At 68.2% G+C, this 20,787-nt stretch carries 22 protein-coding genes, 2 tRNA genes and 1 pseudogene; 12 read left to right on the top strand and 13 right to left on the bottom strand.

What is annotated here, in order from left to right:
* Positions 1-271: 271 nt before the first annotated feature.
* Positions 272-1,474, bottom strand: a pseudogene (locus tag ABZX10_RS02355) (MFS transporter); the annotation flags it as partial.
* Between the two features lie 157 nt (positions 1,475-1,631).
* On the opposite strand from ABZX10_RS02355, the gene ABZX10_RS02350 reads away from it, so the two are divergent.
* Complete coding sequence (locus tag ABZX10_RS02350) at positions 1,632-2,186, top strand: PadR family transcriptional regulator (RefSeq protein WP_355534143.1); 555 nt, start codon at positions 1,632-1,634, stop codon at positions 2,184-2,186.
* A 10-nt stretch (positions 2,187-2,196) separates the two neighbouring features.
* The gene (locus ABZX10_RS02345; RefSeq protein WP_355534141.1) at positions 2,197-4,227 is read left to right on the top strand and encodes an NADPH-dependent 2,4-dienoyl-CoA reductase; all 2,031 of its coding nucleotides are present in this window, start codon (positions 2,197-2,199) and stop codon (positions 4,225-4,227) included.
* A 27-nt stretch (positions 4,228-4,254) separates the two neighbouring features.
* Here the strand turns inward: ABZX10_RS02345 and ABZX10_RS02340 are convergent, their stop codons facing one another.
* Positions 4,255-4,653 (bottom strand): PPOX class F420-dependent oxidoreductase, encoded by a 399-nt coding sequence (locus tag ABZX10_RS02340; protein WP_355534139.1) that lies wholly within the window; start codon positions 4,651-4,653, stop codon positions 4,255-4,257.
* Positions 4,650-5,108, bottom strand: a complete 459-nt coding sequence (locus ABZX10_RS02335; RefSeq protein ID WP_355534137.1) for a DoxX family protein — start codon at positions 5,106-5,108, stop codon at positions 4,650-4,652. The genes ABZX10_RS02340 and ABZX10_RS02335 overlap by 4 nt, the downstream gene beginning before the upstream one ends.
* 195 nt (positions 5,109-5,303) lie before the next feature.
* On the opposite strand from ABZX10_RS02335, the gene cmrA reads away from it, so the two are divergent.
* Positions 5,304-6,110, top strand: a complete 807-nt coding sequence (cmrA, locus tag ABZX10_RS02330; protein WP_355534135.1) for a mycolate reductase — start codon at positions 5,304-5,306, stop codon at positions 6,108-6,110.
* Positions 6,111-6,186: 76 nt separating this feature from the next.
* On the opposite strand, the gene ABZX10_RS02325 is transcribed toward cmrA, so the two are convergent.
* Positions 6,187-7,734 carry a helicase HerA-like domain-containing protein gene (locus ABZX10_RS02325; protein ID WP_355534132.1) on the bottom strand — a complete coding sequence of 516 codons (1,548 nt, stop codon included), beginning with the start codon at positions 7,732-7,734 and terminating at the stop codon, positions 6,187-6,189.
* 33 nt (positions 7,735-7,767) lie between these two features.
* On the opposite strand from ABZX10_RS02325, the gene orn reads away from it, so the two are divergent.
* A complete protein-coding gene (gene orn, locus ABZX10_RS02320; protein ID WP_355534130.1) occupies positions 7,768-8,364 on the top strand; it encodes an oligoribonuclease in 597 nt (198 codons plus the stop codon).
* Between the two features lie 101 nt (positions 8,365-8,465).
* Positions 8,466-8,541, top strand: a tRNA-His gene (locus ABZX10_RS02315).
* Positions 8,542-9,112: 571 nt separating this feature from the next.
* On the opposite strand, the gene ABZX10_RS02310 is transcribed toward ABZX10_RS02315, so the two are convergent.
* The 4 genes from ABZX10_RS02310 to ABZX10_RS02295 all read right to left on the bottom strand — a co-directional run bounded on the left by ABZX10_RS02310 (position 9,113) and on the right by ABZX10_RS02295 (position 13,347).
* The gene (locus ABZX10_RS02310) at positions 9,113-10,246 is read right to left on the bottom strand and encodes an NADH-dependent flavin oxidoreductase (RefSeq protein ID WP_355534128.1); all 1,134 of its coding nucleotides are present in this window, start codon (positions 10,244-10,246) and stop codon (positions 9,113-9,115) included.
* 91 nt (positions 10,247-10,337) lie between these two features.
* A complete protein-coding gene (locus tag ABZX10_RS02305; protein WP_355534126.1) occupies positions 10,338-11,315 on the bottom strand; it encodes a zinc-binding dehydrogenase in 978 nt (325 codons plus the stop codon).
* 41 nt (positions 11,316-11,356) lie between these two features.
* On the bottom strand, positions 11,357-12,847 hold the full coding sequence (gene putP, locus ABZX10_RS02300; protein ID WP_355534125.1) for a sodium/proline symporter PutP: 1,491 nt from the start codon (positions 12,845-12,847) through the stop codon (positions 11,357-11,359).
* 179 nt (positions 12,848-13,026) lie between these two features.
* The gene (locus tag ABZX10_RS02295) at positions 13,027-13,347 is read right to left on the bottom strand and encodes a hypothetical protein (RefSeq protein ID WP_355534124.1); all 321 of its coding nucleotides are present in this window, start codon (positions 13,345-13,347) and stop codon (positions 13,027-13,029) included.
* Between ABZX10_RS02295 and ABZX10_RS02290 the strand changes: the two genes are divergently transcribed.
* Together ABZX10_RS02290 and ABZX10_RS02285 are read left to right on the top strand one after the other, a co-directional pair.
* Positions 13,328-13,951 carry a S1 family peptidase gene (locus tag ABZX10_RS02290; RefSeq protein WP_355534122.1) on the top strand — a complete coding sequence of 208 codons (624 nt, stop codon included), beginning with the start codon at positions 13,328-13,330 and terminating at the stop codon, positions 13,949-13,951. The genes ABZX10_RS02295 and ABZX10_RS02290 overlap by 20 nt on opposite strands.
* 48 nt (positions 13,952-13,999) lie before the next feature.
* Positions 14,000-14,479: a nitroreductase/quinone reductase family protein gene (locus tag ABZX10_RS02285; RefSeq protein WP_355534120.1), complete on the top strand. Its 480-nt coding sequence runs from the start codon at positions 14,000-14,002 to the stop codon at positions 14,477-14,479.
* Here ABZX10_RS02285 and ABZX10_RS02280 read toward each other — a convergent pair.
* Together ABZX10_RS02280 and ABZX10_RS02275 are read right to left on the bottom strand one after the other, a co-directional pair.
* On the bottom strand, positions 14,466-15,989 hold the full coding sequence (locus ABZX10_RS02280) for a PH domain-containing protein (protein WP_355534118.1): 1,524 nt from the start codon (positions 15,987-15,989) through the stop codon (positions 14,466-14,468). The two genes, ABZX10_RS02285 and ABZX10_RS02280, sit on opposite strands and share 14 nt — an antisense overlap.
* Positions 15,976-16,554 carry a PH domain-containing protein gene (locus tag ABZX10_RS02275; RefSeq protein WP_355534115.1) on the bottom strand — a complete coding sequence of 193 codons (579 nt, stop codon included), beginning with the start codon at positions 16,552-16,554 and terminating at the stop codon, positions 15,976-15,978. Before ABZX10_RS02275 ends, ABZX10_RS02280 begins: the two co-directional genes overlap by 14 nt.
* A 175-nt stretch (positions 16,555-16,729) precedes the next feature.
* On the opposite strand from ABZX10_RS02275, the gene ABZX10_RS02270 reads away from it, so the two are divergent.
* From ABZX10_RS02270 to ABZX10_RS02250, 5 genes are all read left to right on the top strand, one after another.
* A tRNA-Lys gene (locus tag ABZX10_RS02270) sits at positions 16,730-16,802 on the top strand.
* Between the two features lie 381 nt (positions 16,803-17,183).
* The gene (locus ABZX10_RS02265) at positions 17,184-17,717 is read left to right on the top strand and encodes a hypothetical protein (protein ID WP_355534113.1); all 534 of its coding nucleotides are present in this window, start codon (positions 17,184-17,186) and stop codon (positions 17,715-17,717) included.
* Positions 17,714-18,262: a hypothetical protein gene (locus tag ABZX10_RS02260; RefSeq protein WP_355534111.1), complete on the top strand. Its 549-nt coding sequence runs from the start codon at positions 17,714-17,716 to the stop codon at positions 18,260-18,262. Before ABZX10_RS02265 ends, ABZX10_RS02260 begins: the two co-directional genes overlap by 4 nt.
* 86 nt (positions 18,263-18,348) lie before the next feature.
* On the top strand, positions 18,349-18,765 hold the full coding sequence (locus tag ABZX10_RS02255; protein ID WP_355534109.1) for a helix-turn-helix domain-containing protein: 417 nt from the start codon (positions 18,349-18,351) through the stop codon (positions 18,763-18,765).
* A 2-nt stretch (positions 18,766-18,767) separates the two neighbouring features.
* Positions 18,768-19,274 (top strand): hypothetical protein, encoded by a 507-nt coding sequence (locus ABZX10_RS02250; RefSeq protein WP_355534107.1) that lies wholly within the window; start codon positions 18,768-18,770, stop codon positions 19,272-19,274.
* A 696-nt stretch (positions 19,275-19,970) separates the two neighbouring features.
* On the opposite strand, the gene ABZX10_RS02245 is transcribed toward ABZX10_RS02250, so the two are convergent.
* The 3 genes from ABZX10_RS02245 to ABZX10_RS02235 are packed head-to-tail and all read right to left on the bottom strand — an operon-like array spanning position 19,971 to position 20,737.
* Positions 19,971-20,363 carry a transposase gene (locus ABZX10_RS02245; protein ID WP_355534105.1) on the bottom strand — a complete coding sequence of 131 codons (393 nt, stop codon included), beginning with the start codon at positions 20,361-20,363 and terminating at the stop codon, positions 19,971-19,973.
* Positions 20,338-20,487, bottom strand: coding sequence for a hypothetical protein (locus ABZX10_RS02240; protein ID WP_355534826.1), 150 nt, complete (start codon positions 20,485-20,487; stop codon positions 20,338-20,340). The genes ABZX10_RS02245 and ABZX10_RS02240 overlap by 26 nt, the downstream gene beginning before the upstream one ends.
* 13 nt (positions 20,488-20,500) lie before the next feature.
* On the bottom strand, positions 20,501-20,737 hold the full coding sequence (locus ABZX10_RS02235) for a transposase (protein ID WP_355534103.1): 237 nt from the start codon (positions 20,735-20,737) through the stop codon (positions 20,501-20,503).
* Between the last annotated feature and the right edge of the window lie 50 nt (positions 20,738-20,787).

The raw sequence follows: 20,787 nt of genomic DNA, 5'->3' as shown, positions 1-20,787 counted from the left end.
CCTCGATCCCGAGGCCGTGCAGGTGCTCGACGTGATGCCGCACCGCAGCGTGGGCGTGCTCCGAGTCCTCAGGCGCGATGGCCATGCCCTCCACGACCACCGTCTCCTGGATGTGCACGATCTCGAGTGGGGCGTCGATCCGCAGCGCGAGGTCGGCTGCCGCGTCGACGTTGGCCTCGACGATCGCGTTGGAACTGACCGCCATCACCAGGGGGCGCCGGCCGGACGTGATCCGCTCGCCGATCCGCTTGATCGTCGGCGCCGAGACTGCGGCACCGTCCTTGATCTCCTCGGCTCCCGAGCTCTGCTCCGCTGCCGTCACCAGCTTGGCACCCGAGGCGAGCACCAGAATCGCGAGAGCAAAGGCCGCGGCGCCCAGGTAGAAGGGCCAGGACAGCCCGAAGTGGTTGGCGAGGATGCCCGCGACCAGCGGGGCCAGGCCGCCGCCGATGAACCGCAGGAAACCGTAGGCCGACGACGCGACCGAACGCTCGACGGGGGCGACCAACATGACCGCCTGGGTGGTGAGGGTGTTGTTGATGCCGATGAAGGCGCCACTGACGACCACCGCCGCCACCACGACGCCGGGCGTGTCGACGCCCGCGCCGATCACCGCCATGACGACGGTGAGCGCGGCGAGGTTGCCGTACAGCACGCGGACGGTGCCGAACCGCGACTGCAGGCGCGGCGCGAAGAACACGCTGAACGCGGCGACCAGGATGCCCCAGGCGAAGAAGACCAGGCCGAGCTGGTGCGCGTTGAGCTTCATCGGATACGGGGCGTAGCCGAGCATCGTGAAGAAGCCCCAGTTGTAGAGCAGTGCCATGATGCCCATGGTGAGCAGCCCGCGGTGACGGAGTGCACGGATGGGCTCACCGAACCGTTCCGGCTTGGCGGGCTTGGGCAGCGCGGGAACGAACAGCAGGGTCGCGACGAGCGCCACCAGCATCAGCGCCGCGACGCCGAAGAAGGGACCGCGCCAGCTGATCGCGCCGAGCTCACCGCCGAGCAGCGGGCCCACGGCGATGCCGAGGCCGAGCGCCGCCTCGTACAGGATGATCGCGCCGGCGAACCCACCGCTCGCGGAGGCGACGATCACCGCCAGGCTGGTCGCAATGAACAGGGCGTTGCCGAGGCCCCACCCGGCGCGGAAGCCGACGATGCCGTTGATCGAGTCCGTGGACCCCGCCAACGCCGCGAACGCCACGATGAGCGCGAGTCCGAGCAGCAGGGTCCGCTTCGAGCCGATCCGGCTGGACACCCAGCCCACGAACAGCATCGCCACCGCGGTCACGACGAGGTAGCTGGTGAACAGCATGGACACCTGGCTCGGCGACGCGTGCAACTGCTCCGCGAGCGCCGGCAGGATCGGATCGACCAACCCGATGCCCATGAACGAGATCACGCAGGCGAAGGCCACGGCCCACACCGCCCGCGGTTGCCTGAACGCTCCTGATCCGCCGCCGTGCGCCACGATGCACCTTTCTACGAAGTTCTAAGTAAATATATATTATATTCCCTCGCCGTGAAGATCAACCCTCGCTCGAGACTCGCCGGAACCATGTGCGTTATGCATCCTCACGCAATGCACCTAATTGCATATCGAAGAGTGCGGTAGTAGCGTCGCCGAGGTGGCCCTCGAACACGCATTGCTCGTCTCCCTGAGCGAACGATCGGGCACCGGGTACCAGCTCACCCGGCGCTTCGACCGCTCGATCGGGCACTGGTGGCGGGCCTCACACCAGCAGATCTACAAGACCCTGGCGCGGATGACGACGAGCGGCCTGGTCACCTACGTCGAACAGGCGCAGGACGGCAAGCCGGACAAGAAGGTCTACTCGATCACCGACACCGGGCGGAAGACGCTCTCGGAATGGATCCGCACCCCGGGGAAGGATTCGACGGACCAGCGCGAGCTGGCCGTGAAGATCCGCGGGGCGGCACCGTCGGACCTGCCCGACCTGATGGCCGAGGTCCGGCGCGTCCGCGACCGGCACGCCGAGCGGGCCGAACTCTTCCGCACCCTCGAAGGACGGGACTACCCGACTCCCTCCACCCTCACCGGCACCGACCTGCAGCAGTACCTCGTACTGCGCGGCGGCGTGCTGTCCGAACAGGGCACCGTCGACTGGCTCGACGAGGTGCTCGCAGCCCTGCCCAGCCCTTCCATCGCCTCAGCCGAATAAGGATCAACCCATGTCAGCCAAGTACCCCCACCTGTTCGAGCCCCTCGACCTGGGCCACACCACACTCAAGAACCGCGTGGTCATGGGCTCGATGCACACCGGGCTCGAGGACATGCCCTGGGACATCGGGAAACTCGCCGCCTACTTCGCGGCGCGCGCCAAGGGCGGCGTCGGCCTCATCATCACGGGCGGCTACTCCCCCAACATCACCGGCTGGCTACTGCCCGCCGGCGCGAAGATGTCCAGCCCGATCGATGCGATCCTGCACAAGCGGGTCACGGACGCGGTGCACAAGGAGGGCGGCAAGATCGCGATGCAGCTGCTGCACGCGGGCCGCTACTCCTACAACCCGCTCAGCGCCTCCGCCAGCGCGATCAAGGCGCCGATCAACCCGTTCAAGCCCCGCGCGATGTCCGGGTTCGAGGTCCGCAAGACCATCCGCGACTTCGGCAACGCGGCGCGGACCGCGCAGAAGGCCGGCTACGACGGCGTCGAGGTGATGGGCGGCGAGGGATATCTGATCAACCAGTTCCTCGCGGCGCACACGAACAAGCGCACCGACTCCTGGGGCGGCTCGGCCGAGAACCGGCAGCGGTTCCCCGTCGAGATCGTCAAGGAGATCCGGAAGCGGTGCGGTAAGGATTTCATCGTCGTCTTCCGGCTGTCGATGGCCGACTTCGTCCCGGACGGGCAGACGCGCGACGAGATCCTCACTCTCGCGCACAAGTTGGAGGACGCCGGCGTCGACATCCTCAACACCGACATCGGCTGGCACGAGGCCCGCGTGCCCACGATCGTGACCTCGGTTCCCCGGGCCGCGTTCGCCGCGTTCACCGCGGACGTGACCCGCGCCGTGAACATCCCGGTCTGCGCGGCCAACCGGATCAACATGCCCTCGACCGCCGAGGAACTCCTCGAGCGCGGCGACGCGCAGCTGGTCCAGGTCGCCCGCCCCCTGCTCGCCGACCCCGAGTGGGCGAACAAGGCGCGTGACGAGCGGGCCGACGAGATCAACACGTGCATCGGCTGCAACCAGGCCTGCCTGGACCACGCCTTCGTGCACAAGAAGGTCTCGTGCCTGGTGAATCCCCGCGCGGGGCGCGAGACGGATCTCGTTCTGGCGCCGACCCGTTCGGCCAAGCGCGTGGCGGTCGTGGGCGCGGGGCCGGCGGGGCTGTCGGCGGCCGTCAGCGCCGCGGAGCGCGGGCACAAGGTGGAGCTGTTCGAGGCCTCGGAGAAGATCGGCGGCCAGTTCGGTTACGCCGCGAAGATCCCGGGCAAGGAGGAGTTCACCGAGACCATCCGGTACTTCACGACGATGCTGGACCGGAACCAGGTGACGGTGCACCTGAACACGCGCGCCGACGTCGAGGCCCTGGCCGGCAAGTTCGACGAGGTGATCATCGCGACCGGCGTCGTGCCGCGCGTGCCGTCCTTCCCCGGCGTGGACCACCCGAAGGTGATCACCTACGCCGAGGCGATCAGTGGCGCCAAGGAGATCGGCGACACCGTGGCCATCATGGGCGCCGGCGGCATCGGCTTCGACGTGGCCGAGTTCGTCACCACCGACAAGTCCCCCACCCTGCACCTCGACGAGTGGAACGCCGAGTGGGGCGTCACCCGCCAGGGCGACGTGCCCGGCTTCATCACCAAGCCTGCCCCGGCACCGTCGACCCGGTCGAAGGTGTACATGCTGCAGCGCAAGAGCACCCCGCAGGGCATCGGCCTGGGCAAGACCACGGGCTGGGTGCACCGCGCGACCGTGAAGATGAAGGGCGTCGAGCAGCTGCGCGGCGTGAACTACGAGAAGGTCGACGACGCGGGCCTGCACATCACCTTCGGTGAGGAGCGCACGGACGCGCGCGTGCTCGACGTGGAGACCGTGATCCTGTGCACCGGCCAGGAATCGGTGCGCGACCTCGACACCGCGCTCGCGGAGCGCGGCGTGAAGACCCACGTCATCGGCGGCGCAGCGCTGGCCGCCGAGCTGGACGCCAAGCGGGCGATCCGGCAGGGCACCGAGCTCGCCGCGTCGCTGTAGCCCGGCCGACGAGCGATTCGACCGCGGTCAGCAGGCCGCACGGCCCGACAACCGGACGGGACGCACCGCGATCTTCACGCGGCGCGCCGCGTCCTGCGGGACGTGCGGCCCCTCGCCGTAGTGCTCCGACAAGCGCGAATGGAAGGAACCCGTGGGATCGGGCTCGATCCGCTCGACCACGCCGCGTACCTCGAGGTAGTACTGCGGGTCCGCCGGGTCGGCAAGGGCGATCGCGACCCGCGGCTCGTGCTGCAGACTCCGATACTTCTGCCGGGTATCGGTGTGGGAGAACCAGATCAGACCGTCCTCGAACAGGAACCACATCGGGTTGACCTGAGGTGCGCCGTCCGGGCGGACCGTCGCGAGGTCGACGATCAGCGGGCGTTCGAGGAGCGAGCGGGCGGAGTCCGGTATCGGTACGGTCACACCGCAGACTCTGCCTGATCCCTGGCCTCGGCACGGTCGGACGCGACGATCACCTCGTCGCGATCGCCTGCTCGGAGGCGGCCGATCACAGCATCGACACTGATCGGACCGGCTCCGGTGAAGCCGAAGAGCAGCAGTACCCAGCAGTACAGGACCGACAGTTCGCCGTCGTTCGCGAGCGGCGACAGGCCATCGCCGGCGTGGAACGCGAAGTAGGCGTACGCCATCGATCCGGACGTGATGATCGCTGCGGGGCGAGTACCGGCGCCGGCCGCGACGAGGAGACCGCCCACGAGCTGGATCACGGCGCCCCACCAGCTGGGCCAGGCGAAGACCTCCGGGCTGGACTGCCTCCCACCGAAGAGGCCCCAGAAGGCAGCGGCGCCGTGGAGCGCGAACAGCACGCCGATCACGATGCGGAGCACGGACAGGTACACGGGGGCCCAGCGGTTCATCATCGTCACCTCGAAGCGGATCAATATTGATGGTGAGGCTAACCTAAATCACTCGCGCCGGGTGCGCCATCCGAGTCGCGACCTTTGAGATGGAGCTCACGCCAGGGCACTGCCGCTCACCAGCCAGGACCGTCGTCGTCACAGCGCGATCTTCGCGATACGGCATTGCCGACGCCCTCCCGTACGATCTTCCCCATGCCTGTACCCGCACCCAACACGTCCGCCCGCGCCGTCGTCACCGGTGGCTCCTCCGGCATCGGTGTCGCCCTGGCCACGGAACTCGCTCGACGCGGCCACTCGGTGATCCTGGTGGCCCGCAGCACCGGTCCCATGGAGGAGTTGGCTGCGAAGTTGCGCGCCGAGTTCGGCGTCGAGGCCGAGGTCCGCGGCGTCGACCTGTCCGACCACGCCGCCCGCGACGTGCTCTGCAAGGAGCTCGCCTCCCGCGAGATCTCGATCCTGTGCAACAACGCCGGCACCGCGACCTTCGGGCGCGTCATCGACCTGGACTTCGACTACGAGCGCGCGCAGCTCGAGCTCAACGCCAACGCCGTGCACGACCTGACGCTCGCGGTGCTCCCGCAGATGGTCGAGCGCGGCAACGGCGGGATCATGATCACCGGCTCCGCGGCCGGCAACATGCCGATCCCGAACAACGCCACCTACGCCGCGTCGAAGGCCTTCGCCAACACCTTCTCCGAGTCGCTGCGCGGCGAGCTGAAGAACACCGGCGTGCACGTCACCCTGCTGGCCCCCGGCCCCGTGCGCACCGAACTCCCCGATCCCGAGGATCGCTCCACGGTGGAGAAGGTCGTTCCTGAGTTCCTCTGGGTCAACACCGAGTACACCGCGCGGGTCACCCTCGACGCGCTGGAGCGCAACAAGATGCGCGTGGTCCCAGGGCTGCTGTCCAAGGGCATGTCCATGGCCGGCCACTACACCCCGCGCGCGATCATGGCCCCGATCGTCGGCCAGATGTACAAGAAGCTCGCCGGCAACTGACCCCCTCCCGATTGAACACTGTTACCGACAGGAAAACCGCAGGTCGGACCGTGCCGTAACAGTGTTCAATCGGGGTTCAGCGGCGACGCTTCGTGCCGAAGATGCTGCGGGAGAGCTCGCGACCGGCACTGGACGCGGCGGAGCGGAGGAAGGACTTCACCGCTGGGTTGCTCATCACGTCCGAGACCCAGGAGGATTCCTCCTCCTGCTTCTTGGGCGCGGGCGGGGGCGGCGGGGCCTGCTCGGCGGGCGTGTTCTCCTGCTGCGCCTGCTGGGCATTGGCGGACAGCTTCTCGAACGCCGAGAGGTTGTCGACGGTCTGCGCGTACTTCGCCCACAGCGGCGATGCCTGCGCGGCCGAGCGGATCGCGTCGTCGCCGATCGCGGACATCAGCGAGCGCGGGGCCCGCAGACGGGTCCACGCCACCGGCGTCGGGGCGCCCTTGTCGGAGAGCACGGTGACGATCGCCTCGCCGATGCCGAGGCTGGTCAGAGCCTCGTCGAGCTTGTAGGCGGGCGAGGTCGGGTAGGTCTTGACCGTCTTGGACAGCGCGGCCTGATCCTCGGGAGTGAAGGCGCGCAGCGCGTGCTGGATACGGGCGCCGAGCTGGCTGAGCACCGGGTTCGGGATGTCGGTGGGCAGCTGCGAGCAGAAGAAGACGCCCACCCCCTTCGAGCGGATCAGCTTGACCGTCTGCTCAACCTGATCCTTGAACGCCTTCGACGCATCCGCGAACAGCAGGTGCGCCTCATCGAAGATGAACACGAGCTTCGGCTTGTCCAGGTCGCCGGCCTCGGGCAGGTACTCGAACAGGTCCGCGAGGACCCACATGAGGAAGGTCGAGAAGAGCGTGGGCCGCGCGGCCTGATCCCCCAGCTCGAACAGCGTGACCACGCCCTGACCACCCGCGGTGCGGATGAGATCGCCCATGTCGATCTCGGGCTCGCCGAAGAAGGTGTCGCCGCCCTCCGCCTCGAGGTTGACCAGGGCGCGCAGGATGACGCCCGCGGTCTGCTTGCTGACGCCACCGATGCCCTCGAGATCCGCCTTGCCCTCGGCCGAGGTGAGGTACGCGATGACCGAGCGCAGGTCCTTGAGGTCGAGTAGCTCGAGCTGGTTCTGGTCGGCCCAGTGGAAGATGAGGCCGAGCGTCGACTCCTGGGTGGCGTTGAGCCCCAGAACCTTCGACAGCAGGATGGGACCGAAGGAGGAGATGGTCGCGCGGATCGGAACGCCGACGCCGTTCGTGCCGAGGGAGACGAACTCCGTCGGCACGTTCGCCGGCTTCCAGTCGTCGCCGGTATCGACGGCGCGGGCCGCGGTCTTGTCGCTCGCCTCGCCGGGCTTGGACAGGCCCGCGAGGTCGCCCTTGATATCGGCGAGCACCACGGGCACGCCGTTGGCGGACAACTGCTCGACGATGAGCTGCAGCGTCTTCGTCTTACCGGTGCCGGTTGCGCCGGCGACGAGGCCGTGCCGGTTCATCATCGCCAGGGGGATCCGTACCTTCGCGGACGGGTCGACGGTGCCGTCCACCAGAACGGTGCCGAGCTCCAGCGCGGGGCCCGGGAAGTCGTAGCCGGCCGCGATGGTCTGCGCCGGGGAGTTCGCGTTGTCAGTCACGGGGGAAACACTAGCTTGGATACGCTGAACCGCGTGGACGACAAACTCGTATGGGTCGATTGTGAGATGACCGGCCTCGACCTGACCTCCGACCGCCTCATCGAGATCGCCGCGCTGGTGACCGACGGGGACCTGAACATCCTGGGTGAGGGCGTGGACCTGGTGATCCACGTGGACGACGACGCCCTGGCGGCGATGCCGCCCGTGGTGCAGGACATGCACGCCCGCTCCGGCCTGACCGACGAGGTCCGCAGGTCGACGGTGACCGTGCGGGAAGCCGAGGAGGCCGTGCTGGCGTACCTGCGCGAGCACATCGAGGCCGGCGCGGTGCCGCTCGCGGGCAACTCGATCGCCACCGACCGCAGGTTCATCGCTCAGGAGATGCCCGAGCTCGACGGGTTCCTGCACTACCGCATGGTGGACGTCAGCTCGATCAAGGAGCTCTGCCGGCGCTGGTACCCGCGGATCTACTTCGGCCAGCCCGACAAGGGCCTCGCGCACCGCGCGCTGGCCGACATCCGCGAGTCGATCCGGGAGCTCAAGTACTACCGCGGAACGGCCTTCGTTCCCGCGCCGGGACCGTCGACCGACGAGATCTCCGCGGTGGTCTCGGAGCTGGGCCCGGCTTGATCCTGCAGGTCAGGTAGCCCGCCTGAGCGGAAGCCATACCGATTAGCTTCCACCGGAGCCGTCGGGTAAAGTTCTTCGAGCCTGGCGATCCCAGGCACCTGGTGGGTGTAGTTCAGTTGGTAGAGCACCAGATTGTGATTCTGGCTGTCGCGGGTTCGAGTCCCGTCATCCACCCCAACCGGTGAAGGCCGGTTGATCAGCAGAAATGCCGATCAGCCGGCCTTCTCCGTCTCACGGCAGTCCCCGACGGGCAGTCGACGGCATTGGTCGACACGGTCGGCACGCTGTCGGGGGCGCTCTCGGTTTACCTGGGCGTCTTCGCCTGCGCCACACTTGCGATCGGCCTAGCGACTCTCATGTTCCACTCCGCCCACATCGAAGACCATGGCGTTCTTGTTGGCGCGTGCATCACAGCCGGGGCACTCGGCGTTCTCGTGGTCGGCACTCTCGCCGGAGGGATTGCGGCATCCGTCGTCACAATCGTCACCGCTGGCGATATCGCGTGGAACTACGCGCTGAATCTGACCATGCCACCGGCCATCGTCGTGATGGGCATGGTCATCGCCGCAGCCCTGCTCCGTCAACCAGCGCTCCGCTCGACTCTGGCGACTCGATGGCGACGCATGGTCGCTGACCTGAAGTGGATGCCCTGGTACCCGCAGCACCGACGCGCGCAGCGGCCGCACCGCGCTGGGCAGGTCCCGGATCCCCACAACAGTCGGCATTCGGCGAGCCCAGTTCGCCGGTGCTACGCGTCGACGAGAGGGAACCACCCGGCCGTGGTGCGCACCATCTCGTCCAGTCCCGACGGGATCCGGTGTTGTTCGGCCGACTTCCCGGTATCGAACGCCGTCACGAGGTCACGCTCACGCCCGTCGCCGAGGAGCTGCACCCAGTCGGGGTTGAGAACGATGCCTCGCCCGACGGCCACCGTCGTGAGGCCGAGGTCCAGGGCGTCCCGGGCCCGGGCCGGGGTCAGCATCGCGCCGGCGGCCGCCACGGGGACCCGGCCCGCCACGCGGTCGACGATCTGCCGGGCGATCGGCGCACCGTCGGGGTCCGACATCGGGCGGCCGTCGACGGCGTCGTACAGGGAGGCGTGCAGGTAGTCGACTCCGCCGGATTCGAGCAGCAGATCGACGAATCCGAGCGACTCGGCGAAGGTCAGCCCGCCCTCCTCGGGCTCCTCCGGGGAGACGCGGTAGCCGAGGACGAACGGCCGGTCGGCATGCGCGTCGATGACGCGCCGCACCTCTCGGACGGTTTCGAGTCCGAACCGGCTGCGACCCTCGAGCGAACCTCCCCACGAATCGGTGCGGGTGTTGTACCGCGGCGAGAGGAACTGCTGCTGCAGGAAGCCATGGGCGCCGTGGATCTCCACGCCGTCGAAGCCCGCCTCGATCGCGCGACGGGTCGTCTCGCCGAAGGCGCGGATCGCGTCGTGGATCTCGGCGTCGGTGAGCGCACGAGTGATCGTTCCACCCGGCGCCTGGCTGCTGGGCGGCGCGACGAAGGAACTCGCGCTGACCACCGCACCGTCGGGCAGGCGGCTGGCGATCGCCTTGCTGCCGGCGTGGAAGATCTGCAGGACGGCGGCATTGCCGCCGCTCTTCGCGGCCTGCGCGAGCGCCGTCAGGCTGGGGATGAAGCGGTCGTCGTAGGCGGCGAACTCCTCGATGAAGCCGACGCCGTTGGGCTGGACGTGGGTGCAGCCCGTCAGGAGCAGGCCCGGCCCCTCGGCGCGGGAGCGGTAGAAGTCGAGCTCGCTATCGGAGACGGTGCCGTCGGCGTCGGCCGTGTACATCGTCATGGGGGCCATCATCACGCGGTTGCGCAGGCGCAGGCCGGCGATCTCGACGGGCTGCAGAAGGGGGTCGCTCACGGCGTTCATGAATCCTCATCCGTACGAAAAATATATTCTTCCGTACCTCAGCGCCCCGCGGCGCCCCGTTCATTCCACGCTATGGCGAGCGTCACTCGGCCGGGAAGACGATGACCACCTTCCCGCGGACCTCTCGGGTGCTCAACCGGGCCGCCGCGTCGGTGTGCCGGTCCAGCGGGTACACGCTGTCAATCACGGGGCGGACGCGACCGTCCGCGACCGCCGGCAGGACGTCGGCCGCGATCGCCGCGAACACCTCCGCCATCGTCTCGGGCCGGCTCGAGCCGAACGAGACGCCGCGGAGGGTGAGCCGACGGCGGCCCAGGTCCCACACGTCGACGGTGGCGTCGCCGGCGAGGCGGCCGATGTTGACGACGGTCCCCTCGTCCGCGGTCGCGGACAGGCCGGCGGCGAGCACCGGACCCGCGATGTGGTCGAGCACCAGGTCCACCCCGCGTCCGTCCGTCGCCTCACGAACCGCCGTGGCCAGCCCCTCCGCGCCGCCGACGATCACCACGTCGGCACCGACACCCGCGACGAGGTCGCGCTTGTCCTCACTGCGCGTCGTCCCGATCACCAGCGGCGCACCGAGCGCCTTCGCCACCTGGACGCCGGTCATGCCCATGGCCGACGATGCGCCGGTCACCAGAACCGATTGGCCCGGCACGAAGCCGCCGGCCAGCATGGCGCCGTAGTCGGTCACCAGGCCGACCGGCAACGCGACCGCCTCAGCCTCGGGCAGGTTCTCCGGCACGGCGATCAGGTGCCGGTGATCGACGGTGACGTACTCGGCGAACGAGCTCGGCGCGGTACCGGCGACGCGCGCGCCGATCGCGGGCGCGTTCACACCCGGGCCGTGGACCGCGACGGTTCCGGCGAACTCGAATCCGGCGATTCCCGGCTCCCCCGCGGCGGCGAGTTGATCCGCATCGCCGTTGTTCGTGGCCACCGCCGCCACCCGCACGAGTACCTCGCCCGGGCCGGGCTCCGGCGTGGGCGCCGTGGTGAGTTCCCACGACGATCCGTTGCCGTACTGGAGGGTCTGCATGGTCGAAGGCGTTGCGCTCACGCGCCCAACCGTACGCGCACACCGACTCTGCGCGGCAGCACTCACTTCGCCGCGAGCGCGACCGCCTCGTCGAACTCGGCGTCGACGGCACCGTCGGTCTTGAAGGTGGCGAGGCTGACGCCGATGGCGACCACGAGGTTCGCGAGGAAGCCCGGGACGATCTCGTAGAGATCGAAGGGCGGCCACTGGCCCCAGACGAAGGCGACGGCCGCGCCGACGATGAGACCCGACAGCGCGCCCGCGGCGGTGTGCCGGCGCCAGAAGAGCGCCAGGATCACGATCGGGCCGAACGAGGATCCGAAACCGGCCCAGGCGAAGCCGACGAGTTCGAGGATGCTGTCGGACGGGTCGATGGCCAGCAGCACCGCGATCACCGCCACGATGAGCACCCCGAGGCGGCCCAGCAGCACGTAGGCCTTGTCGGAGATCTGCGTGTCCCGGCCGGTCTTCTCGGCGAAGATCTTGAACAGGTCCTCCACCAGCGCCGACGAACACACGACGAGCTGCGAGGACACCGTCGACATGATCGCGGCGAGGACGGCGGCCAGCACCAGGCCCGCGACGAACGGGTGGAACATGATCTGGGCGAGCACCAGGAACACGGTCTCGGGGTCTTTCGGCGCCTTCTCCGGATGCAGGGCGAAGTACGCGATGCCGATGAAGGCGGTGGCGATCGCGCCGAGCGCGGTGGCGACCATCCAGCTGATGCCGAACCGGCGGGCCGTCGTAGCCTCCTGCGGCGTGCGCAGCGCCATGAACCGCACGATGATGTGCGGCTGGCCGAAGTAGCCGAGGCCCCACGCGGCGGCGGAGACGATGCCGAGGGCGGTGCCGCCGGCGAAGAGGCTGAAGAAGTCGGGGTTCACCGAGTCGACGGTGTCGACGGTGATCGACGGTCCGCCGACCTTGATGAGCGCGACGATCGGGACCGCGACGAGCGCGGCCAGCATGAGCAGCCCCTGCGCGACGTCGGTGAGCGTGGCACCCAGGAAGCCGCCGAACAGGGTGTAGATCATCGTGACCACGGCGACGATCAGCATGCCGTGCATGTACTGCACGCCGAAGGTGCTGTCGAAGAACTTGCCGGCCGCCACCATGCCGCTCGAGACGTAGAACGTGAAGAACACCAGGATGATCAGGCCGCACACGATGCGCAGGGCCCGGGACCGGTCGCGCAGCCGGTGCTCGAGGAAGCTCGGGATGGTGATCGAGTTGCCGGCGACCTCGGTGTACGAGCGCAGGCGGGGCGCGACGAATCTCCAGTTCAGCCAGGCGCCGATCGTCAGCCCGATCGCGATCCACGCCTCGACGAGCCCCTTGGCGTAGACGGCACCGGGCAGGCCCATCAGCAGCCAGCCCGACATGTCCGAGGCACCTGCGCTCAGCGCCGCGACCCACGGCTTGAGGCCGCGTCCGGCGAGCATGTACTCGTCGAGGTTGTCCTTGGTCCGCCGGTAGGCGCTCCACCCGATGTACAGCATCGCGGCGAAGTACAGCGTCACGGCGATCGTCTGATAGGTCTGGTCCGACACGGGTGTCCCCTCTTTTCCGAGAACCGGAACTGGCTGTTCGTGCATGGTTTTGCCGGTGACGAAAGCCCAGTTCGGCACACTGATCTCGTTCGAATCGGTGCACCGGGAATGGTAGGCTCGGCGACGATTTTCTGCGGCGCTTTGCCACGCGCGCCGATTCACGACTGGAGACCGAGACCCTAGGAGGGTTCGACCTTGGCCGACGGGACGCGCAACGGTGCGGCACTGCGACGCGGAACGATCGGGGTGGTCACCGTTCTGGTATCGGGAGCCCTACTGATCCCGGCTACGGCGACCGCGGCTCCCGCCCCGTCTCCGGCGGTTCCGTCCTCGCCCACGCCGAGCGCGCCCGCGAAGCCGACTGCGCCTGCGAAGCCGCGCACCTCTGCAACGCCGAAGCCCACGGCCCCCTCCGCACCGAGGACGAGCGCACCGTCGACCCCGAGCACCGCACCGACGCAGACCCCCGCCCCGAAGTCGGTGGCGCCGGGCGACCGCATCGACATCCTGCAGCGCTCGCTCGGTGGCGGCCGCTTCGAATCCCTGCAGTGCACCATGGGTTTCGCGGTCAACGCATCGAACGGCGAACGCCTCGGCGTCACCGCGGGGCACTGCGGCGCGCCGCAGCAGCCGGTCGGTGTGAAGAAGTGGATCGTCGGCGAGGTCGTCCAATCCCAGGCCCCCGAGGTCAAGGAGGACCCGAATCGCCCCGGGCACTACTCCCCCGTCGACCCGTTCGCCCCGGACTGGGGCACCTTCCGGCTCACCGACCCGCAGGTGAAGCTGCTGGCGGCCGCGCCCGGCATGGCGCCGCGCTCCGTCGGCACCGCCCGCGTGGGTGATCCGGTGTGCCAGCTCGGTTCCGTGAACGGCCGACGGTGCGGCAAGGTCACCAAGGTCATGAACGACTGGGTGGTCTCGGACATCGTCACGACGCAGGGCGACAGCGGCGGGCCGCTGGTGCGGACCTCCGACAACGCGGCGATCGGGATCATCACCGACGCCGTGACCCTGACCGACAGCGACTCCGGCCAGGTGACGCAGTACTACTCGCTGAACGCGGTGCTCCGCGCCGCGGGCGGCGCCCAGCTCGCGACGCGCTGACACGCCGATCCCCGCGCGGCGGCGCTCGGATGTCACTACACTGCCGCCATGGCGATCCTGGACGACCTCAAGACGCGGTTCCTGCGGCTCGGCAAGCACAAGGCGGTGTCCCGCATGGTGCGCGCCACCGTGCCGCTGGACAAGGCCGTGACCCGGATCAGCGGCGGCGCAGTGCATCTCATCCCCGAGGCGCTGCTCCCCCAGCTCACACTGACCACGGTGGGCAAGCGGAGCGGACTCGCCCGCACGGTGCCGCTGCTGTACGTGCGCGACGGCGAGGACTACGTGGTGATCGCGTCCAACTTCGGCCAGAAGCACCACCCGGCGTGGTCGTACAACCTCGAGGCGAACCCCGACGCGGAGGTCCTGCTGGGCACCCGCCGCACGCCGGTGCGGGCCCGGCGGGTCTCGGAGGCGGACCGGAAGCGGCTGTGGCCCAGTATCGTCGCGGTGTGGCCCGCGTACGACGACTACGTGAACTGGGCGGGTGGCCGCACGATCAAGCTGTTCCGGCTCACGCCTCGCTGAGGGCGCTCCTACCGGCGGTCAGGAAGGGCGTCACGATCTCGGGTTCGACAGTGCGCGCCGTGGCCGCCGCCCGGGAGGGGGTCACGTCCACGGCCCCGAACGCACCCGCGGCGGTGGCGACGGTGAGTGTCGCGACGCGAGCCCGGCGCTGGAAGAAGGTCTCGGTGGTGACGAAGCCGATCACCCCGTCGAACTCGAGCGCGGTCCGGGTGCGCGCCAGCGTGCCCGCCCCCACGATGACCAGGCGCTCGTCGGTGACGCTCCCCAGGTTCGCGTAACGCACGCGCGCGCAGAGCACCGCCAGCCCGAGAGTCAGGACGACACCCACCCCCGGCAGCGCGGCCCAGGCGCCCGGTGCCGCGACGGCGAGCGCGACGAACACGACCACCGGCGCGATCGACGCGAGGAGCGCCCGGGTGTACCTGCGGCGCAGGGCCATCGGACCGTGCGCGACGAGCGGCGTCTCGACCGCACCGGGCCGGCCCAGGATGGCGTCCGCGACGTGCACCGCCTCTGCGCGCGGCGCGGGCGGGAGCAGCGTCGGGTTGCGGTCAGTGCCCGTCGCGACGGCGCGCAGCTTCGCCCCGCCGGGGATCCGCATGAGCACCGGCTCGTGCAGCTGCACGCCGCGCACGCGCTTGCGCTCGATCGTGGCCGCCACGGTGGAGATGAGCCCCCGGGTCGTGTGCAGCGCACCGTCGGGGCGGCGGACCAGGCGGAAGCCCCAGAACGCGAGCACGTAGGCGACGACCGACACGAGGATCGACAGCACGACGATCAGCACGATCGCGCCCGGAATGATCACGGCCGCGCCGAGATCGAGGATCCGGGCGAACCAGGACTCCGCAAGCTGCGAGCCGCGCTCGCGCAGGCCCACCTCGTCGACGATGCGGAAGCCGATGCCCGCGCCGGCCGCCACCACGGCGAACCCGGTGAGCGAGAAGGGCGCGAAGCGGATCCAGCCCGGGCGCAGGCGCGCGAGCTCCTCCTCGGGCGGCTCAGGGGCCGCGACGGGCGCGCTGTCGCCGTCTGCGTGCGTGTCCGGGTTCGACGGTGCTGACGGCACCGCCGTGCGCCGCAGCAGGTCCCGACCCAGCTGCTCCGCGAGCGCGGTCGGGATCGGGTCGAGCACGAGCGCGGACTCCTTGCCGCCCACGCCCGTGCCGACGACCACCTTGCGCAGCGACAGGGCGCGCTCGATCGGGCCGGCGGTGACGTCGACGCTGCGGATCCGGTCGCGGCGCGCGGTGGCGGAGATCTTGCGCACCAGCCCGTGTCGTAGCTCGAGCTGGTCCTCGGTGACGCGCCATCGGGTGGTGAGCCACGGCAGGAGGCCGACGAGGAGACTGATGACGATGCCCGCGAGCACGAAGAAGACAGGGCCGGCGGCACGGCCGAGGAAGAAGACGCCGATCAGGGCGGGGATGAGCGACGGGATCGACTTGATCACCCGGGTCGCGATCCCCCACGGGGACAGCCGGTTCCACTCGGTCTCGTCAGGTCGCGTCATCAGCGTCCTCCGCCGCGCTGACGGTCAGACCCGCCGCGATGGACTGCGCGGTCTCGGTCGGCAACCCCGAGATCCGCACGGTGCCCGCCGACGATGCCGTGGTCACCGTCACCGTCGAGAGGCCGAAGGCGCGCTCCAGCGGGCCGGCGACGGTGTCGATCACCTGCACGCGCGAGACGGGGATGAGTACCCGCGTGCGGGTGAGCCAGCCCGCCTGCGAGTACACCGCGACCGGGTTGATCTCCCAGCGGTGGAACGCGTACCGGAACCGCGGCATGACGATCAGGTGCGCCGCCGCGCCGGCTGCCAGGACGAGGAAGGCGAGGACCGCGACGAACCACGGCACGGCCGGGATGACGGCGAGAACCACTGTGACCACGGGGATCACGACGACCCAGCGGATCGCGCCGCGTACCGTCCACCACGTCTTCGCGCGGGGCGAGACCTGATGGGCCGGTGGTCTGAGCGCCTCAGCGGCGCCCGTGGCACCGCCTGTGCTGGTGGCACCGGCGGTGCCGGTGATACCCGCGGCTCCGGGGTCGGCGGGGGTTCCGGGGACAGTCATGTGCTCAGCTAAGCAGAGGGCCCGGCGCGGTGCCAGCGCCCGCGCGGTGGGCCGGCGCGCAAGGTCGGGCGACGAGCGCAGAAACACCACCTGAACAGCCGATTTCATATTTCCCGTTCCGTCTTGCTAGAGTACTTCAGCACGCAGCGAGCGAGAGCGCGAGGCGAGCAAGTACGCGCCATTAGCTCAATTGGCAGAGCAGCTGACTCTTAATCAGCGGGTTCGGGGTTCGAGTCCCTGATGGCGCACAATCGATGCAGGTAGAGACCCCGGAGTGAATCACTCCGGGGTCTCTGTCGTACCCAGCCCACCTGAAACCCACCGGAAACGATCCGGGCGTGGAGTTGCACGAATCGTTGCGTCGATCCCTGCCGTCGGCTCCACTGACACTGGCGCCGACTTGGCGCGGCACGCTGATGTTCTCAGCTGCGTGGCCCGACGGCGAGCACGTCGCGGTCGAGATGAAGGCCGGGTTCGAAATGTGGCGCGGCGCCGAACAGCCGAAGGACTGGGCTGCCTATCGCCAAGCGACTACGACGTCGCGGCCTGCACGGTTCCGAGCCCCGCGGATACTAAGCGCCAGCACGGCGCCCAGGACTGCGACGCGGAGGCACCTGACGCTCCCCACGGTGACGAGCCAGCACAGGGACCTTGAATGCAAATACCTGCCCATCTCGATCTCGCTCCTCGCGTTCACCGTCTCGATGCTCAACTACCGCACCGCCCGCCAGAACATGTCCACGAAGGCCCTCGACGACATGTTCAAAGAGCACCGTGGTGACGCCCTCGGGTCCGCACGACGATTCGTGGACGCCGAGGTGAATGCCGACGCCTCCCCTCCTTGGCGCAGATTCGCCGGCTTCCTCGACCGTGAGCAGGAAGTCCGTGGTCGCCTCCGGACATATCCCTGCAGGGCACCTGGCATGAGCGGCGCGCACGGCGAACCCCACGTGCCGTTGCAACCAAGCATCGAGCCCGAAGCGCCGAACTCGAATGACAACCCGTTTCGGGCGACGAGGCGAACGAAGGAGCATAAGATCTCGCGCGTAGCGGACATTTGGGGAGGATTCATGACCATGCCTGATCGGCTTCGAGCGCCAGCGCGGTGCGCAGGTGCTGCTGTCGAGCCTCCAGACGCTGACGGGCCGGAGGGCGGCGCGTGAGCCACTTCGACGACGAACGTCCAGAGCACGAGCGATCACGGGTGGACACCGGTGGCTGCACCTGGCACGAGTCTCGACCATACGTCAATGAGCGCACGAAGCTCGAGAGTGAGCGGAACCCGGCTACGCCTGACGACGAAGACCCCTGGGACTTCACGGTTCTGGACTATCTCACTGAACTAATCGAGCTGATACAAGGGAACGGTGTAGCGCCTGGTTCGTACTTTGCACCCATGGGCGAGCGCGAAGCTGTGGCCATGAACCCGAAGCCTTGGATGGGCGAGTTCAAGGTCACAGGAATCGCCCGCAAGCAGGAGGGCGGGAAGCGCAAGTACCGGCTGTACTTCGCAGAACCCGACATGGACACCAAGGCTGTGCTAGGAGCGCACCTCTCGCACAAGAAGGCGAATCACCTCAAGGGGACCGTGGCGGGCACCAAGGTCCCCCTAACCTCGGCTGGCCAGACCAGCGAGGTAGTCGCCGCCATGGGGATCGTGAAGCGATGGTGCAAACAGTCGAATGTGGGATTCCGCACGCATCCGTGACGGACTGTTGCGGGATGTGCAACACTGTTGCCATCGAGCCGACGCCGGGGCGGCTCTCGCGCCACGCACGAAGGAGGGCAATTATGGTGACGTCTATCAAGCGAACCGCAGCTCGCCGGTCCGCTCGCGAGGAGTTCGCGTTCAAGCGGGAAATGACCCAGGCGCGGATCGATGCTGGCCTGAACCAATCGCAGCTGGCCGATCGCCTTGGCGTCCATCGGAGCACCATTTCTCGGATTGAACGCCTCGATAGCGACCCTCGTCTCTCCGACATCCGCACCTACCTTGCGCACTGCAGCGCGGCACTGTCGATCTCCGTCGTTACAACCTGCGATCTGATGCAAGCCGACGTATCGCACGGTCATGAGGCCGCTATAAATAACGTCCGACGGGCGCGGATCCCTATGCGCGCAGGCAAACTCCACAACGACGGCGAAGAAGACTTCGTCGAGACCGGAAAGACCTCGCCTAACTGGCATTATGCCACCGCGCGGCAGCGATAACAATGAGTGACGCCCTGGATCTCGCGGACCACGTCGACGACATTCAAACGCGCTGGCACGAGCGTTCCTTCGCACGCCGCTGGAAGGAAGCTGGCGCGCCTCCCTGGGATTCCCAGGGCGCATACCTCCCGTGGCCTGACGATGATAATGAAACCGCAACGGAGGGCGGGATCCAGGTTCGCCACCAAGGAAGCGAAACAGCCACCTCCGGGGTTTCGATCCGATCTGCACTCCGATACAGCGACTCGCGTTTTCGTGCCCGCCTCGATTTCGAAGTGTTGTTTACCTTCACTGAAGAGATCGCCGATGCCACCGTCTCGGACGCTGAACCGCATTTCCTCGAAACCGACGGAATACCGACCTCCTTAGGCTTCTTACTTGCCGCGCTAGCAGACGGAGCGAGGAGCTTCGGGATTCCCGCGCCGACGCTTACTCCGGCCGACCGCCGATACTTCATCGAGGAGGCGGTTGCTGCCGCGTCCAGTGATACAGGCGACACAGACGATTAACAAACATGTAGCTCCAGGTCAGGGACATTTTCTGTCGACCCTGGCATGTTGAACGTCCGGTATGACCAGAACGAAGCCGATGTGGCATCCGTGGCGTGAGGCGCGCGCCCGCGGGCACCTGCGGATCAGCTTCACCGCGCCCACCACGGTGCGTGGCAGACACGGACGCGGCGGTCGGATCGAGCTGCATCCGACGATGACGCACACCGAGCGCCGGTCGACGATCGCGCACGAGCTCTTCCACGATGAGCTCCGCCTGTACCCGCGCTACGTCGTGTTCGCCGCGAAGGAGGGGCGCACCGGCGAGATGATCGCGGCAGAACCTCGCACGCCGCAACACTTTCCGACATCACCACCAGTCGCCGATAGGACGGAACGCGGTCAGCGGATTCGGGGTTCGAGTCCATGATGACGCACAATTGATCGAGGTCAGACCGGATTCCTTACCCGGCTTTTCTCGTTTCTGGGGGGTCGACGGGTCGAATACGGGGCATATACCGCGCCAGTGCCTCTCAGTTGTCAGGGGCGGCTTGACGCAGTGCTGGCGCGTCGTCTCCGGCTGGCGTAGCCGAGCTGCCGCTGCGCCGCCTCGCACCCTTCGCCTCGAAGACCTCTTCCGCATCGTCGTCGGCACGATCCAGTCCATGTCGCCTGCCTGTGCTTTACCGGCTCTTCGAAGTTGAGCGGGCAACTCCATTAGCAGTGGAATTGCTGGATGCTGGCCCGCTGGGCGCGGGTGCAGTGGAATCGTATCCTTCGGCGTGAATTCTCGGTGTTCCGGAATCCGCAGGCGACGCGTTTGACCTGCTTGACCAGGCGGTTCATCCCTTCGGTACGCGCGTTGGTGATGCCGGTGTCGATGAACGCCAAGATGGCCGGCCACCACGCCTCGATCGTCGTTGCGAGGCGGGTGAGCTCAGGCAGGTCGGCGTCGGCGCACCAGGTGTAGAACGCGTAGAGCCGGGTCCGGACCTCGTGCGTGTCGGCGCCGTCGCGGGCGGCGGCGAGCAGGTGCCGCAACTGCTCCTTCGCGATGTTGGCAGTGAGGATCTGGTCGGTGGTGTCATGCTCGATCAGATCGTTCCACATCCGCGCGAAGGGACCTGTCCGACAAGCGTTCCCGGCCGGTCAGTAGTCTGCGGCGGTTCGCCCATTCCGGATCCTGCTTGCGGCCGCGGCGGCCTCGGGCATCGAAGGTCACTCGCCGCCGCACCGCGGTGACCGCGTCACCTGCGAGCTTGACCAGATGGAAGTGATCGACCACGAACCTGCGCGTTCGGCAGTACCGCGGTGGCCGCCGCTGCGTAAGCCGCGGCCGGGTCGATCGCGACGTGCGTGATCGACTCCCGGAACGCCTCGCTCTGCGTTGTCAGCCACCCGGTCACCGCAGCGGTGGTGCGGCCCTCGACCTGCCCTAACCTCGGCCTTTCACCGGCGAGTTGATCAAGGCTGCGTGTTGGCATGAAGAAAGGTGCTCTGAGCTGGAAGAATAGGGGTTACCACACACCTTATT

The organism is Tsukamurella sp. NPDC003166 (genome assembly GCF_040611135.1).
Taxonomy (GTDB): Bacteria; Actinomycetota; Actinomycetes; order Mycobacteriales; family Mycobacteriaceae; genus Tsukamurella.
Note: the sequence above shows the minus strand (reverse complement) of the source record. Positions and strands in the feature narration are given on the sequence as shown.